The organism is Ruegeria sp. AU67, from assembly GCF_900312795.1.
Taxonomy (GTDB): domain Bacteria; phylum Pseudomonadota; class Alphaproteobacteria; order Rhodobacterales; family Rhodobacteraceae; genus Ruegeria; species Ruegeria atlantica.
On the sequence record NZ_OMPH01000020.1, the window covers coordinates 98,949 to 112,258 of the forward strand.

Here is a 13,310-nt window from a genome sequence, read left to right on the forward strand (position 1 = left end):
CAAATTGGGTTAGCAGGCGTAACTGATATGACCACACTGGCAACCGATGCGGCAGATGGTCAGGATTTCATCGTCTTTGACGGCGAATGCGTTCTGTGTTCGGGGTTTTTTCGTTTCATGGTCGCCCGGGACAAGGCGCAGCGGTTCAAATTTGCCACCGCGCAGTCGCCATTGGGGCAAAGGCTGTATTCTCACCTCGGACTACCGACGCGGGACTTTGAAACCAATCTCGTCGTTACCGATGGCGTGGTTCATCAACGGTTGGATGCTTTCGCAGCTGCGATGCGCAAGTTGCCGGGGTTTTGGTGGGTTCTTTCGATCTGCAGGTTTCTTCCTCGCATCATCAAAGACCCGCTGTACTACGTAATCGCCAGAAACCGGTATGCAATCTTCGGACGTTCGCCGACCTGCATGATCCCGGACAAAACGCTGCAAGCTCGCTTTCTGCCTGAGGGGTTCTGAGTGCACCCTGATCCCTTTTTGCAAGCCTTGCCCTTGGGCACGAACCTGCCCAAGGCACTACAGGCCTTGCACAGCAAGGGCGGATTCTATTCCGGGCGATGCTCGGTCACGCCGGGCAAGGGGTGGCTGGCCAAACTCGCGTTGCGCTTTGCTGGCATGCCGTCCGGGGGTGACGACATCCCGGTGCGTCTCAGGGTCGAGCAAGAGGGGAACGCTTGGATATGGACGCGCGATTTCGATGGTCACATCACCCGATCGCGGCTGACTTTGGACCAGGACCAGGGATGCGTCTGCGAGCAGTTTGGGCAGGTCTCCGTATGGTTAAAGCCGGTATTTGTACCCGAGAGGTTAGAGATCCAGATCATGCGCCTCAGCCTGTTGCGAGTTCCTTTCCCGAAGGTGCTTCTGCCGCAATCAAAGACCGAGGAATGGCAGGATGATGAAGGGCGGTTCCGGTTTGACGTGTCGGCCCGGATGCCGCTTGTTGGGGCTTTAATCCGGTATAAGGGCTGGCTAACGTTCGATCACGCGGGGACCTGCGTTGACTGAATTGATTGTGAACCAGCTTTGCCCGGTAAGAATGTATACTATTTGAGAAATTACCTCGAAATGAATGAGAGTATGATTATGAAACAGGTTATGACATTGGCGGTTTCTGCCGCGATCTTGCTGTCTGTGCCCCTATCGTCGGCCTCGGCTGCGCGAAACGGATTTCAGACGGTTGCCGTCAACAACAATATGTTCGAAGTGATCCCGCGGGCCCGTCAGGACGTGGACGGGTATTGGTGCGCGGCTGCAGACTTTGCGCGCCGGACTTTGGGTGCAGGTTGGCAGCAACGTATTTATGTGGTGCGCGGCTATGGTCCCAGCGAAGCAACGGGTCGCCGCACGGCCGTTCAATTCTCGCTGCAGCAACCTACAAACGTTGCCCAGCAAAGCAGTTCGATCTCAGTCGGTTTCAAGGCTGGCGAAAGCATGTCGGTTCAGGGGGCAAACGGACGTTGCAACATCCGCCCGTTCCGCGACTGATCGAGGACTGATCGCCATATGCAGACCGAGTTTATTATTTCGACGAACGGACCAGGGTTGTACGAATTCACCCGGGACGTGCGCAACTGGCTTAACTCGGTCTCAGGCGATGGATTACTTACGCTTTTCGTACGACATACGTCCTGTTCGCTGACCATTCAGGAAAATGCTGATCCTGAGGTGCAAACAGATCTGCACGCCTTTTTTGAACGTTTGGTGCCGCCGTCTGATAACCCGGTTATGGCCTATCTGCGCCATACGTACGAAGGCCCCGACGACATGCCCGCCCATATCAAGGCGGCACTTTTACCTGTATCGCTTTCTGTTCCCGTGTCCGCGGGGCAACCGGTGCTGGGAACATGGCAGGGTATTTACCTGTTTGAACACCGCACCGCAGCGCATGTGCGAAAGGTCGCGGCGCATTTCGCCTGACCCCTTTATGTTGCGGTGGAAATTTCCGACTACCCAAATCCTAGCGGCTACCCTATAGTTGTGGATAAGTAAGTCATAGTGCTTACAAAAAGAGGCGGAACCAGGGACGAGGAGACGGTGGATGCGCTGCCCGTTTTGCGGAAATATCGATACTCAAGTCAAAGATTCACGCCCGGCAGAGGACCATGCGGCCATTCGTCGGCGTCGGTTCTGTCCCGCGTGTGGGGGGCGGTTTACGACCTACGAACGCGTCCAGTTGCGTGATCTGGTGGTCATCAAAACCAACGGCAAACGCGAAGATTTCGATCGGGACAAGTTGGAGCGTTCGATCCGCATTTCGATGCAGAAACGCCCGATTGATCCGGAACGTATTGACCAGATGATTTCTGGTATCGTGCGTCGCCTGGAAAGCATGGGCGAGACCGATATCCCGTCCAGCAAAATTGGCGAGATCGTTATGGAAGCTCTGGCGCGGATCGACACCGTCGCCTATGTTCGCTTTGCGAGCGTATACAAGAATTTCCAGGCGGCCGATGACTTCGAGGAGTTTGTCCACGAACTGCGCCCGCCGCAGCCTTCGACGGACGAGTGAGCGAAACAGATAAGCGATACATGGCGCTTGCCCTGTCTTTGGGGCGGCGCGGTCAAGGGACGTGCTGGCCAAACCCAGCCGTCGGTTGCGTGATCGTGCGTGATGAGCGCATTGTGGGACGCGGCTGGACCCAGCCGGGTGGCCGCCCACACGCCGAACCCCAAGCGCTGGCACAAGCCGGAGACGCGGCACGGGGTGCCACGGCCTATGTGACGCTTGAACCCTGCGCCCATCACGGCAAAACACCCCCTTGCGCCGAGGCCCTGATCGCTGCCGGTGTGGCCCGTGTTGTCGCGGCCATCGAAGACAGCGATCCTCGTGTTGCAGGACAAGGCTTTGCCATGCTGCGCGAGGCGGGGATCGAAGTTACCACCGGCGTTCTGGCCGAACAGGCAGCCCAGGATCTTGCGGGTTTCTTCCTGAAAACCGAACAGGGGCGTCCTTTCGTAACCCTGAAACTGGCCAGCAGTTTTGATGGGCGCATCGCCACCGCCACGGGGCATAGCCAATGGATCACTGGCCCAAAAGCGCGGCGTGCGGTGCATGCGATGCGAGCACGTCATGATGCGGTGATGGTCGGGGCAGGTACCGCGCGCGCCGATGACCCATCCTTGACCGTTCGGGATATAGGGGTCGACGCTCAGCCTGTGCGAATTGTGGTCTCGCGCCATTTGGACATTCCCTTGTTGGGGCAGCTGGCGCGCACGGCCGCTGAGATACCCGTATGGCTATGTCACGGCCCATCCCCGGATGCCGAGCGTGCCTGCGCGTGGGACGGGCTTGGGGCGCAACTTCTGCCTTGCGCGCTGGACGATCACCAGATCGATGCAGCGGACTTGTTGCAGCAGTTGGGTAAAGCAGGTCTGACCCGCGTGTTCTGCGAAGGCGGGGCGGCATTGGCGGCGTCGCTGCTTGCTGCGGATTTGGTCGATGAATTGGTCGGGTTCACCGCCGGGCTTGCGATCGGTGCCGAAGGGTTATCAGCCATCGGCACGCTGGGGTTGGCCAAGTTGGACAATGCACCGCGTTTTGAGCTGATCGAGGCCCAGGTCATCGGGCCGGACATCATGCACCGTTGGGCGCGGGCGCTGCGTTAACGACGCCAGATATGTGCATGGGTCGCGAATGCGCCTTGTAGTTTTGATAGAACTCGAAGCAGTGGACCGCCTGCGGGCGCCGCACCTTGTGACAGCCGTTCAACCGCAACTTCTACGGGACAGGGCTCACCTGTCACAGGGTCCAAGTACCGAGGATAGTCGATCAGCGCCGCGTGGACCAAACCTAAAACCGGTGGTCGAGCGCCCCTGCGGACTGGGACGGTTCCCAAATCGTTTGTCAGCCCCCAACCCGCATAAAAAGGCGCGCCCAGGGTGGTCACATTGACACCGCGCATCAAAGCTTCAAACCCCAGCAATGAGGTCATGGTCCAGACTTCTTGGACCTGCGACAGCAGAGCTGCCGGGTCGCAATGGGTGGCGATGACATCGGCGAGGTCTGCGGCCTCGATTGCCCCATCGCGCAAGCCCGCTTCGACATCGGGGTGCGGTTTGTAGACCAGAATGGCGTTTGGGTTTGCCTCGCGCACGGCGCGCAACAGATCGGCATTTTTGCGAACAGTGCTGGTGCCCAACTGGATCGAAGCATCGTCTTCGACCTGACCGGGGACGAGTATGCGATGCCCCTCAGGCAATTCCGGTCCGCCGACCCCAGTGTTGTACTTGGTGATTTGGGCGGACACGATTTGAGCGATCAGCCTTTCGGCACGCAATTCCTGATCTGGCCGCAGAGTTTCCCGGGCGGCAATAAACCCTTCCAGTTGGCTGGGATGCGTCGGGTCGTAGTAAATCCCCTGATTGTCCGTTGCCAATGACAGGGGCGGCACAAGATCTGCGCCCAGCCCGCGCGAGCGCAGAAAACCATCTTCGACCCGGACGGCACTTTCTGTGCCCTTGGCTTTACTTGCCCAGACCATGTGAGGGCGATCTGATTGCGCTGGTCGATCGTCAGTGAAGAGGACCGTTTTCTCGCGCCCAAACATCCGTTGCAGGTGTTTGCGTTTCCACAGGCGCATACCCGAGGCCGTCCAGCCCTTGTGATCCTGCCGCCAGGCGCGGGTTCTCGCCTCAAGCGTGTCCAGAACGGTTTCCAACTCGCACAGCTGGTCCCGGTATGGATCGTACCAGGTCGGATAGAGGATCATCGCTGCAGCGAACAATTGCGCGCGCGTCAGGTTGCGTTGGCGGCGTGGCAGGTGTGCTTCATCCTGCGTTAGTCCCCAGCCTGCATAAAAGGGCTGGCCGAAAACACGCGGTTTATGCCCGGCCAAAATTGCCTCGAACCCCATCTGTGAGGAAAGGGTGTAAACACCAACCGCACCTTCCAACAAAGCCCACGGACTGACCGGTGTGCTGATGACCGAGACGCGATCGGTTTGGTCAGCGGTGGAGAAATAACCTGAACGATGCCCGGCGATGGTGTCGGGATGTGTCTTGATCAGAACTTTGGCGCCGGGATTCTCTTCTTGCGCCATCACCAGCATTTCGCGAAACCGGGCCTCATCCCCGGCGCTGGCCGTCACAGCCGCGTCGTCGCGAACCTGATCGACCACCAGTACATAGCCGGGGTTAGGGGGCGGAGCGGTCAGATCAAAGGCCGAGTATTTGCTAAGATGCAGCTCGCGCATCCGTTCGATCCCGCCTCGTGCGCGGTTTAGCAGGGCGGTGTCATCCAACGGATGAGTGGCCAATAATGTTTCCAGATCGGACGTCTGGGCCGCGTCGAAATGCAGTCCGGACCGATCAAGCAACAGGCCAAGAGGCGGCTCTCCGCTGCGGCCTGGATGCAAAGACCGAAGAAAGGCGTCTTCAACGCGCAGCACTGGGGCATTATGCCGAGCTGCAACAGCAAGGCCGCGATGGGCCGTCGGGCTGTTGCCCCAAACTCCGACGGCATCACCGTTTTTGAGCAGGCCAATCCGGATGTCGTAACGGGACAGGGACAATATTCGGCGAATTCGGCGGGATGTCAGGAAACCACCATTGTAGACAAGCAGCCGGGTACGTTCAGACCCGGCTGTTGTTTCAGGCGACATCAGTTGCCTGTCAGCGTGGCGACATTGGCCAGGGGTGTAAGGCCACCGGAGATCAAGGAAATAGACTTGGTCCACTGTGCATATGGTGCTTCGGTCACGTAAATAGTGTCATCATCGCGAATGACGAAATCCCGTGCAATGAACAGACCGTTTGGTGCCGTCAGGTTCAGCAGGTAAATCATACGCTGATCGCCCTGCAGGTCCGGACGGCCCATCACTGAGCGTGCGATGTCCTGACGTTCGTCACGCAGTATAAATATCCCCGTTGGATCCGAAGACAGCGACAGCAGGCCGCCGACTTGCGCCAAAGCCTCAAGCGCCGAAAGGTCCTGCGTGTCAAACGCCACGCGCGACTGGCCGCCAGTTGCACCAAGGGCAATGTACGACCGGCTGTCCGCTTCGACCAGAATGCGGTCGCCGCCGCGAAGGGCCACATCCAGCTTGGAATTGCTGAATAGGTCATCGTACCAGATGGTCCCTTTTTGGTTTCCGCGGATCAATGTCACGAGCGAAATGTCAGTACCACCTGATGCACCTGCACCAGTTGATACACCTCCGGCTTCTGACAGCATGCCGGTCAACGTGCGGGTCGGGAGTTCGATTGGATAGATTCCCGGCACAGCGACGCTGCCAGTTACCGCGACAGTCGCGCCATCCCCGGCGGACCGGCGGACCTCGACCTGAGGGTCTGGCGTTTGATCCTGTAGTTTTACAGTGATCACCCGACGCAGCTGCTCGGGTGTGTTTCCAGACGCACGCACACGTCCGGCATATGGCACGAAGATGAATCCGTCGGCGTCCACCTGAACTTCACTCAGCGTGGTCGAGGATCCGACTTCACCCGACAGCAAGCCATCATCGACGTTTTCCCAGATCGTCAATCCCAACACGTCTCCAGGACGAACGGTATCCGCTGTCAGGCTCTGCGCGCTGGTGAAGGAAGACGAGAAACCGAATTGGGGGATTTTGGATGTCGCTCGTGCGACCCTGTCATCCACCTCGACGACAAAGGCATTGCCACCATTTTCAACTGAACCCGCCAAAATCTCGGACTTGTTGGGGCCAGATTTAGGGAGCTGGCACGCGGCCAGCACGCCACATACAGCCACAAGGGCGGCCCCTCGCACCCAGCGAATTGGAAAGCACTGCACTGCCGATTATCCTCAGTCGTCTTTTGTTTGCGTCAACTTAGCTTGTTCGGGGTTCAACATCCAGCACCAACCAACCCGGCTTATTCGACGAGATTCAACTGTGGCGTCCACGCCTCGTTGTCAGACAAAACGGACTGATAGGGATCATGCGCCTGCAACAGCATGTCAGTCGCGCGGCGCAGCAGTTGCCGTCGCCCTCGCAGTGAATAAAAGCCGCCGGGTAACTGGCTGGTTTTCAAAAGAAATTGCCGGTAAGTCCGATAGGCTTCGTGATTCGGTACGTCTGGGTCGGCAAAGAACTGGGCAATGGGTTGCTGTGAAACAAACTCGGATTTGTCGTAGACGGACTTTCCAAAACTGCGCAACGGGATTCCGCGCCACAGAACTTGTTGACCGGCTGTAGAGTTGATCGTCACTGCTGTGTTCGCGTCATCCAGCAATCTAGCCAGTTTGCCGCCGGGAACGTAGTGCACGCGATCCTCCACTTGATGCGCGCGAGCTATTTCACGCGCCCTGCGGCGCAGTGGCTCGCGATGGTTTTCCAGCGGATGTTCCTTCAGAACCAGAAGGTGATGGGCCGGGGCGCCTTTGGCAAAACCTGATATGACATGTTCCAAAAAGTCCGACATGCAGGTATAATCTGAATGGGCCTGCACCGAACTGTCATGACCCAGTTGCAACAGGGCCAGGTGATAGGGTGCACCGTTTTGCCGAACGCGCATGGTGGCCCAGCGACGCCTAATTCTGTGGAAAGGCATCAGCGCAAGCCGTTTGAAGTACAGGCGAAACTCTGTTGATACCGGCAATTCCCGGTGCGTCTTGAAGTTGGAGTACCGCTTGTTCAGAAACAGGACAAACCAGTGATAAAGCGCACCGTAGAATATGTGTTGTCGCATATCGCCCCAATGGGACGGTGGCGGTGGAACTGGTGCCTCGGACTGGTCAAGCGCATCTTGCATCTGGGCGACGTCCAAAGACATCAACCGTGAGTGTCCATTTGATCCGTTCCGTTCGTAAGTGACCCACCACGGGCGCAGATATCCCTCTTCGAAGACATGGACAGTCACGCCCATTTCGCGCGCAACATCCGCAGCTTTGGCATGAACTGGGCGGGTGTCGCCGTATAGAACGATATCTGTGACCGACCGTGACCGGATCAGTTCCCTAAGGGTTTCGGGCCATTGCTCGGAATCGTCCAAGAACGGGATGTAGGTGCTGCGATCAAACCAGAACGCTTCATCGCCCGCGTTAAACCCCACGCGCAAAACATCAGCCCCGGCGGCGCGCAAAGCGCGTGCCAGTGCGCTAAAGAAAGGGCCATGCGGTCCCTGCAAAAACAGGAATACACGGCGATGCGAGCGCGAGGCGAGTGGATGCATCCGGGACTGCTCTTTATCGTTTGGTACCAAAATTATGCCTGTATACATCAATCCGGGCAAGGCAGGGCTTGCCCGCAGCGTTTCTTGGGCTTACCTCGGCGGTTACACATACGCACAGATTATAAGCTAAGGGTGAAAGCAATGTTCACAGGGATCGTCACCGATATCGGAATTGTTACCGAGTTGGACCAGCAAGGGGATCTGCGTGCTCGGATCAAAACCGGCTATGACACTGCGGGTATTGATATTGGCGCATCCATCGCCAGTGACGGCGTTTGTCTGACTGTGATTGCCCTTGGGGATGATTGGTACGATGTGCAGATCAGCGCGGAGACAGTGTCAAAAACCAATCTTAACACATGGCAAGTTGGCAAACGCGTGAATCTTGAACGCGCCCTCAAGGTTGGGGACGAACTGGGGGGGCACATCGTTTCCGGCCATATCGACGGCGTGGCCGAGGTTGTTGCCCTGCAGGACGAAGGCGACAGCACCCGTGTAACGTTGCGCGCGCCCAAGGAATTGGCCCGCTTTGTCGCGCCCAAGGGATCAGTTGCGCTGAACGGAACCTCGCTAACGGTCAATGACGTGGACGGTTGCGATTTCGGGATCAATTTCATCCCCCACACCAAAGAGGTGACAACTTGGGGCGATGTCTCGGTCGGTGATCAGGTGAACCTCGAGATTGACACGCTGGCGCGTTATGTAGCTAGGCTTGCTGATTGGAGCCCGACCAACCTCAAATAGAACTTTTTTTGCTCAGGAATTGGGCGACATACCAGCAGACCAGGGCGACCAGCGCGCCAAGGTAACCGTCAACTGCGTAATGCCATGCCAGATGTACAGAACCGATTTGGATTACCACTGCAAAGACGGTGAACGCCCAACCAAGCCAGCGCGAGTAGCGGAATGCGAAGAGTGCCATGAGAACGCTGCTTGCGACGTGCATGCTGGGCATGGCGGAAATACCGCGGATCATGCCTTCGGTGTTGTAGTTGGTCAAAAGAAGATCGTGTACGCTAAGGGCCCAGACGGGGCTGATCTCGTTTAGCATTTCAAGCTTGAGCAACTGTTCTGTAAACGTGTCCCCAAATCCGAACTCTTCGAAATAAACTGGGCCAACTGAAGAAAACAGAGTGGCCAGAACATTCCCGCCAATGATGAAAGTCAGAGCGAAAGCCACAAGATAGGTCATGCCACGTTCCGGATCGCGTCGGTCATAAGCCGCAACAAAGGCCATGGCGTAAATTAATACGAACCAAAAATGGTAGGCTACGTTTATCATCGTAGTGATAAAGGGGTATCCGAACACGGGCCAAAGAAGGGTCCACACATCGACACCTCCATGCAGGATCCGGTCCAGTTCAGCAAAGGTCGGATCCCAGGAAAATGGAACAAAATTCGAGACCAGGTTTTTTAGAAGTGTAAACGTGTTCGCCAGAGCAGCGAGAGCGACAAAGCATATCGTACCATCTACCAATCTGACGTAGCGAGATAAGTATGTTCTGATGTCGGATACCATCCAATGGATCGGCTTTTTCGGCCTTACGCGAAACATGGCGTAGATAAATCGCCACACCATAAAACCTGTCGCGCAAACAATGGTGAAGTTGAGGATCTTATTCAGAATTGTGATGAGATTTTCAATCAGCGGCGACCAAAACGGAATGTGAAATATCGAACAGATCACCGCGCCGGTAAGCATGTGGAGGCCAACGATGAACAAAAACAATCTGTTTCGCCAAAGCGCTGACGCCAACGTACGTTCAGCAGCTGTTAAACCGTTGTAAATGATCCCGTAATTTATCTGGTACATCTAGAGAAATCAGTTTGATTGAAATTGTTTCGAGATAATTAATTTTAGAATTCTGAGTGGGCGTTATTAGGACTTACTAGCCTGCTCGGTTGTTTTGGGCAATAGCCTAACCCTTAAGGGTTGTATCAGGGCAAAAAATACCGGTTTTGTATAAGGTGAGCGGGCAGTCTGGCAGAATTCCGCGGCCGATTGTGCTCTGGCATTTGGCTTTCGGTTGGTCTATCCAGCCGGTCAGAAACGCTCTTGCGAAAGGCAGCCCCATGAGCTTTGAAACCCCCGGTCCCGTCGAGGCCCAGCTGCGCGACGCGATCAGCCCGATCGAAGATATCATCGAAGAGGCACGCAAGGGCCGGATGTATATCCTGGTCGATCATGAAGATCGCGAGAACGAGGGTGATCTTGTCATCGCGGCCGAGTTTGCGGATTCTGAGGCGATCAACTTTATGGCCACCCATGGGCGCGGGTTGATCTGCCTGCCGATGACGGCAGAGCGCGTCGACGCCCTTGGCCTGCCGATGATGGCCGTGAACAACTCATCCCGTCACGAGACTGCATTCACCGTGTCCATCGAGGCGCGCGAAGGCGTATCAACCGGCATCTCGGCAGCAGATCGCGCGCTGACCGTTGAAACGGCGATCAACGAGCAAAATACGATGGCGCAAATCGCGACACCGGGTCATATCTTTCCGCTGCGCGCCAAGCGGGGCGGGGTGCTGGTGCGTGCCGGTCATACAGAGGCGGCGGTCGATATCTCTCGGCTTGCCGGGTTGAACCCCTCAGGGGTGATTTGCGAGATCATGAAGCCTGACGGCACTATGGCGCGCCTGCCTGATCTGGTCGCGTTCGCCAAAGAACATGACATGAAGATCGGCACGATCAGCGACCTGATCACATATCGCTCGCGCAACGACAATCTGGTCGTCGAAACCTCGCGCAGGGCTGTGACGTCAGAATATGGCGGCGAATGGGAAATGCGCCTGTTCACGGATCAGACACATGGCATCGAACATGTCGTCATGATCAAGGGTGACATCGCCACGCCCGAGCCGGTTTTGACCCGAACCCATGCACTGCATGAAGCGCCTGATGTTCTGGGCCTGGGTCCAAAATCGCCGCAGGAACTGCCGCGTGCTATGGAAAAGATCGCCGCCGAAGGACGTGGCGTGGTTTGCCTGTTTCGTGAACCGCGCAATGCGCTTTACGCAACCGATGACGAAGGCCCGCGCACCATCAAGCAAACCGGTCTTGGGGCGCAGATCTTGTCCAAACTAGGCATCCAGGAACTGGTGCTGCTGACCGATACACCGGAAACGAAATATCTGGGGCTCGACGCGTTTGGAATCTCCATTGTCGGAACCCGTTCCATTCTCAAGGATGATTGATCGTGGCTGAACAAGACAAACACGGCGTACTGCCAACGCCGACATTCGACAAGCCTGTGAAACTTTTGATCGTGGTGGCCCCGTTCTATCGCGCCATTGCCGACAATCTGGTTGCTGGTGCCAGGGCCGAGATCGAAGCCGCTGGCGGCACATGCGAAGTTGTTGAGGTTCCGGGCGCGTTGGAAATTCCGACCGCCATCGCCATGGCGGATCGCCAGTGCAACTATGATGGTTACGTTGCGCTGGGCTGTGTCATTCGCGGCGAAACCACGCATTATGAAACGGTGTGCAATGACTCGAGCCGGGCAATCCAGTTGATGGGCCTTCAGGGTCTTCTCATTGGCAACGGCATCCTGACGGTCGAAAATGACGATCAGGCTGAGGTGCGTGCAAATACCAAAAAGATGAATAAAGGCGGTGGTGCGGCCGCTGCGGCCTTGCATCTGATTGCACTCAGCCGTAAGTGGGGCTCTTCCAAAAAGGGCGTCGGGTTCAAGCCGCCGTCCGAGTCCATCCTTGTGGCGGGCGACAACAACGGACCCACAACAGCATGACCCAGACAGACGCGCCGAAACCGGCCAACCAGAAACGCCTGATGAAATCCGCCGCCCGGCTTTATGCCGTGCAGGCGCTGTTCCAGATGGAGCAATCGGGCCAAACGACGGAAGCAGTCGTGAACGAGTTTTTGGATCATCGGTTTGGCGCTGTCTATGAGGGCGAGGAAATGCTGGACGGCGATATCCGCGTGTTCCGCAAGTTGGTTGAAGACGCGGTGAATTATCAGGCACCGATTGACCAGATGACCGACCGCGCTTTGGTCGCCAAATGGCCCATCGCGCGCATTGACCCGACCCTTCGTGCCACCTTCCGTGCAGCCGGGGCCGAACTGACCCAAGGCGATACGCCACCAAAGGTCGTCATTACCGAATTCGTTGACGTGGCGCGCGCGTTCTTCCCGGACGGCAAAGAACCGAAATTCGTCAACGCCGTTCTGGATCACATGGCGCGCGAGGCTCAGCCCGAGGCGTTTTGAGTTAAGCCTTAGTCCAGATGAATAAGGCGCAGCCACACAAAGCGCTGCGCCTGAAATCTAAAAATACACTTGTTCAAACAAGTCTTCGGCCTCCACCACTCACAGTTTTTTCCAAAGACACCAACATTTTATCGGAACGTAGCCGGCGTGCCACCTATCGATTCCGATAGCCCGGCGGATTGATCAGGCCAAGTTGCATCGCTCGGACCAGTGCGGATTCTCGGGTCGGGGCTCTCAATTTTTCGCGCGCATTCTTCAAATGGGTTCGTACCGTAACTTCCGAGAGGTTCAATAGTTCGGCGATTCTATCGTTTCGGTGCCCAAGAGCCAAAAGGTTCAGGACCTGCAGCTCTCGCGGTGTCAGGTCCGGAGTGGTTGGAGCAATGCTGGCGATGTCGTACACACGACCGTGATTGCTGGGGATATCAGATCCCAGATTGGTGGCCAGCACGGTTGCCAGGACACGCATTTCGCGCTGCCGTTCAGTCATCTGAACCTGGGCGTCCGGTCGGTCCGATGACAGAACCACCAGCTTGGCCTCGTTGTCGGGGCAGGGAACAACCAGAGAGTAAAGGTGGATATATCCGGCCTTTTCCAGATCGTGATTCAGACCCAGCGCCTTGATGGAATGGCCGTCCGCGGGCCGGAGGCTTGCGGCCTGCACGTAGAGGCTTTCTTTGCCATTTTGAACCTGCGCCAGCATCGGATCTGCTTCGGCGTAACCTTGGCTGTCATAGCGGTTCAGCCAACCTTTGGACATTGAACTTCGAACCCAATGAATTGCGCCAGTCTCGGGTGTAAAACAAAGCATGTTCAGGGCGTTAAACCCGATCTCATTCAGACGGTCTAACGTGAACTCCCAACGTTCCTGATCATCATGGCGCAATGACAGCTCTTCGAGAAGATCATGCGTGAACAGGCTGAGGGCATTCATAGAGACTCCGAA

The 13,310-nt window shown here is 56.7% G+C and carries 15 protein-coding genes; 10 read left to right on the forward strand and 5 right to left on the reverse strand.

Going from position 1 to position 13,310, the window contains the following annotated elements; all coding sequences use genetic code 11:
* Positions 1-27: 27 nt before the first annotated feature.
* The 6 genes from DK510_RS10125 (at position 28) to ribD (ending at position 3,612) form a co-directional block, all read left to right on the forward strand.
* Positions 28-462 carry a thiol-disulfide oxidoreductase DCC family protein gene (locus DK510_RS10125; RefSeq protein WP_109311973.1) on the forward strand — a complete coding sequence of 145 codons (435 nt, stop codon included), beginning with the start codon at positions 28-30 and terminating at the stop codon, positions 460-462.
* Complete coding sequence (locus DK510_RS10130; protein ID WP_109311974.1) at positions 463-1,011, forward strand: DUF4166 domain-containing protein; 549 nt, start codon at positions 463-465, stop codon at positions 1,009-1,011.
* Positions 1,012-1,089: 78 nt separating this feature from the next.
* Complete coding sequence (locus DK510_RS10135; protein ID WP_109312178.1) at positions 1,090-1,491, forward strand: hypothetical protein; 402 nt, start codon at positions 1,090-1,092, stop codon at positions 1,489-1,491.
* Between the two features lie 18 nt (positions 1,492-1,509).
* Positions 1,510-1,923, forward strand: a complete 414-nt coding sequence (locus tag DK510_RS10140) for a secondary thiamine-phosphate synthase enzyme YjbQ (RefSeq protein ID WP_109311975.1) — start codon at positions 1,510-1,512, stop codon at positions 1,921-1,923.
* Between the two features lie 121 nt (positions 1,924-2,044).
* Complete coding sequence (nrdR, locus tag DK510_RS10145; RefSeq protein WP_058274803.1) at positions 2,045-2,515, forward strand: transcriptional regulator NrdR; 471 nt, start codon at positions 2,045-2,047, stop codon at positions 2,513-2,515.
* The gene (gene ribD, locus DK510_RS10150) at positions 2,512-3,612 is read left to right on the forward strand and encodes a bifunctional diaminohydroxyphosphoribosylaminopyrimidine deaminase/5-amino-6-(5-phosphoribosylamino)uracil reductase RibD (protein WP_109311976.1); all 1,101 of its coding nucleotides are present in this window, start codon (positions 2,512-2,514) and stop codon (positions 3,610-3,612) included. Before nrdR ends, ribD begins: the two co-directional genes overlap by 4 nt.
* On the opposite strand, the gene DK510_RS10155 is transcribed toward ribD, so the two are convergent.
* From DK510_RS10155 to DK510_RS10165, 3 genes are all read right to left on the reverse strand, one after another.
* A complete protein-coding gene (locus tag DK510_RS10155) occupies positions 3,609-5,606 on the reverse strand; it encodes a capsular polysaccharide biosynthesis protein (RefSeq protein WP_109311977.1) in 1,998 nt (665 codons plus the stop codon). The two genes, ribD and DK510_RS10155, sit on opposite strands and share 4 nt — an antisense overlap.
* Positions 5,606-6,757, reverse strand: coding sequence for a polysaccharide biosynthesis/export family protein (locus tag DK510_RS10160; RefSeq protein ID WP_109311978.1), 1,152 nt, complete (start codon positions 6,755-6,757; stop codon positions 5,606-5,608). The genes DK510_RS10155 and DK510_RS10160 overlap by 1 nt, the downstream gene beginning before the upstream one ends.
* Before the next feature lie 80 nt (positions 6,758-6,837).
* Positions 6,838-8,136 (reverse strand): capsule biosynthesis protein, encoded by a 1,299-nt coding sequence (locus DK510_RS10165; RefSeq protein ID WP_109312179.1) that lies wholly within the window; start codon positions 8,134-8,136, stop codon positions 6,838-6,840.
* A 141-nt stretch (positions 8,137-8,277) separates the two neighbouring features.
* Here DK510_RS10165 and DK510_RS10170 point away from each other — a divergent pair, with 141 nt between their 5' ends.
* On the forward strand, positions 8,278-8,880 hold the full coding sequence (locus DK510_RS10170) for a riboflavin synthase (RefSeq protein ID WP_109311979.1): 603 nt from the start codon (positions 8,278-8,280) through the stop codon (positions 8,878-8,880).
* Here DK510_RS10170 and DK510_RS10175 read toward each other — a convergent pair.
* Entirely contained in the window at positions 8,873-9,949 is a 1,077-nt protein-coding gene (locus DK510_RS10175) for a phosphatase PAP2 family protein (RefSeq protein ID WP_234999023.1), read from the reverse strand. The two genes, DK510_RS10170 and DK510_RS10175, sit on opposite strands and share 8 nt — an antisense overlap.
* Before the next feature lie 260 nt (positions 9,950-10,209).
* On the opposite strand from DK510_RS10175, the gene ribB reads away from it, so the two are divergent.
* Genes ribB through nusB form a run of 3 tightly spaced genes read left to right on the forward strand, consistent with a single transcriptional unit; the run spans position 10,210 to position 12,364 of the window.
* Positions 10,210-11,331, forward strand: a complete 1,122-nt coding sequence (gene ribB / locus DK510_RS10180) for a 3,4-dihydroxy-2-butanone-4-phosphate synthase (protein WP_109311980.1) — start codon at positions 10,210-10,212, stop codon at positions 11,329-11,331.
* Positions 11,332-11,333: 2 nt separating this feature from the next.
* Positions 11,334-11,885 carry a 6,7-dimethyl-8-ribityllumazine synthase gene (locus DK510_RS10185; protein WP_109312181.1) on the forward strand — a complete coding sequence of 184 codons (552 nt, stop codon included), beginning with the start codon at positions 11,334-11,336 and terminating at the stop codon, positions 11,883-11,885.
* A complete protein-coding gene (gene nusB, locus DK510_RS10190) occupies positions 11,882-12,364 on the forward strand; it encodes a transcription antitermination factor NusB (protein WP_108858974.1) in 483 nt (160 codons plus the stop codon). Before DK510_RS10185 ends, nusB begins: the two co-directional genes overlap by 4 nt.
* Before the next feature lie 154 nt (positions 12,365-12,518).
* On the opposite strand, the gene DK510_RS10195 is transcribed toward nusB, so the two are convergent.
* On the reverse strand, positions 12,519-13,298 hold the full coding sequence (locus DK510_RS10195; protein WP_109311981.1) for a response regulator transcription factor: 780 nt from the start codon (positions 13,296-13,298) through the stop codon (positions 12,519-12,521).
* Positions 13,299-13,310: the final 12 nt, after the last annotated feature.

Bases quoted from the DNA above. Each gene is read 5' to 3' on its own strand.
- DK510_RS10125 (WP_109311973.1), top strand. From the start codon at position 28: ATGACCACACTGGCAACCGATGCGGCAGATGGTCAGGATTTCATCGTC.
- DK510_RS10135 (WP_109312178.1), top strand. From the start codon at position 1,090: ATGAAACAGGTTATGACATTGGCGGTTTCTGCCGCGATCTTGCTGTCT.
- DK510_RS10140 (WP_109311975.1), top strand. From the start codon at position 1,510: ATGCAGACCGAGTTTATTATTTCGACGAACGGACCAGGGTTGTACGAA.
- nrdR (WP_058274803.1), top strand. From the start codon at position 2,045: ATGCGCTGCCCGTTTTGCGGAAATATCGATACTCAAGTCAAAGATTCA.
- DK510_RS10155 (WP_109311977.1), bottom strand. From the start codon at position 5,606: ATGTCGCCTGAAACAACAGCCGGGTCTGAACGTACCCGGCTGCTTGTC.
- DK510_RS10165 (WP_109312179.1), bottom strand. From the start codon at position 8,136: ATGCATCCACTCGCCTCGCGCTCGCATCGCCGTGTATTCCTGTTTTTG.
- DK510_RS10170 (WP_109311979.1), top strand. From the start codon at position 8,278: ATGTTCACAGGGATCGTCACCGATATCGGAATTGTTACCGAGTTGGAC.
- DK510_RS10175 (WP_234999023.1), bottom strand. From the start codon at position 9,949: ATGTACCAGATAAATTACGGGATCATTTACAACGGTTTAACAGCTGCT.
- ribB (WP_109311980.1), top strand. From the start codon at position 10,210: ATGAGCTTTGAAACCCCCGGTCCCGTCGAGGCCCAGCTGCGCGACGCG.
- nusB (WP_108858974.1), top strand. From the start codon at position 11,882: ATGACCCAGACAGACGCGCCGAAACCGGCCAACCAGAAACGCCTGATG.
- DK510_RS10195 (WP_109311981.1), bottom strand. From the start codon at position 13,298: ATGAATGCCCTCAGCCTGTTCACGCATGATCTTCTCGAAGAGCTGTCA.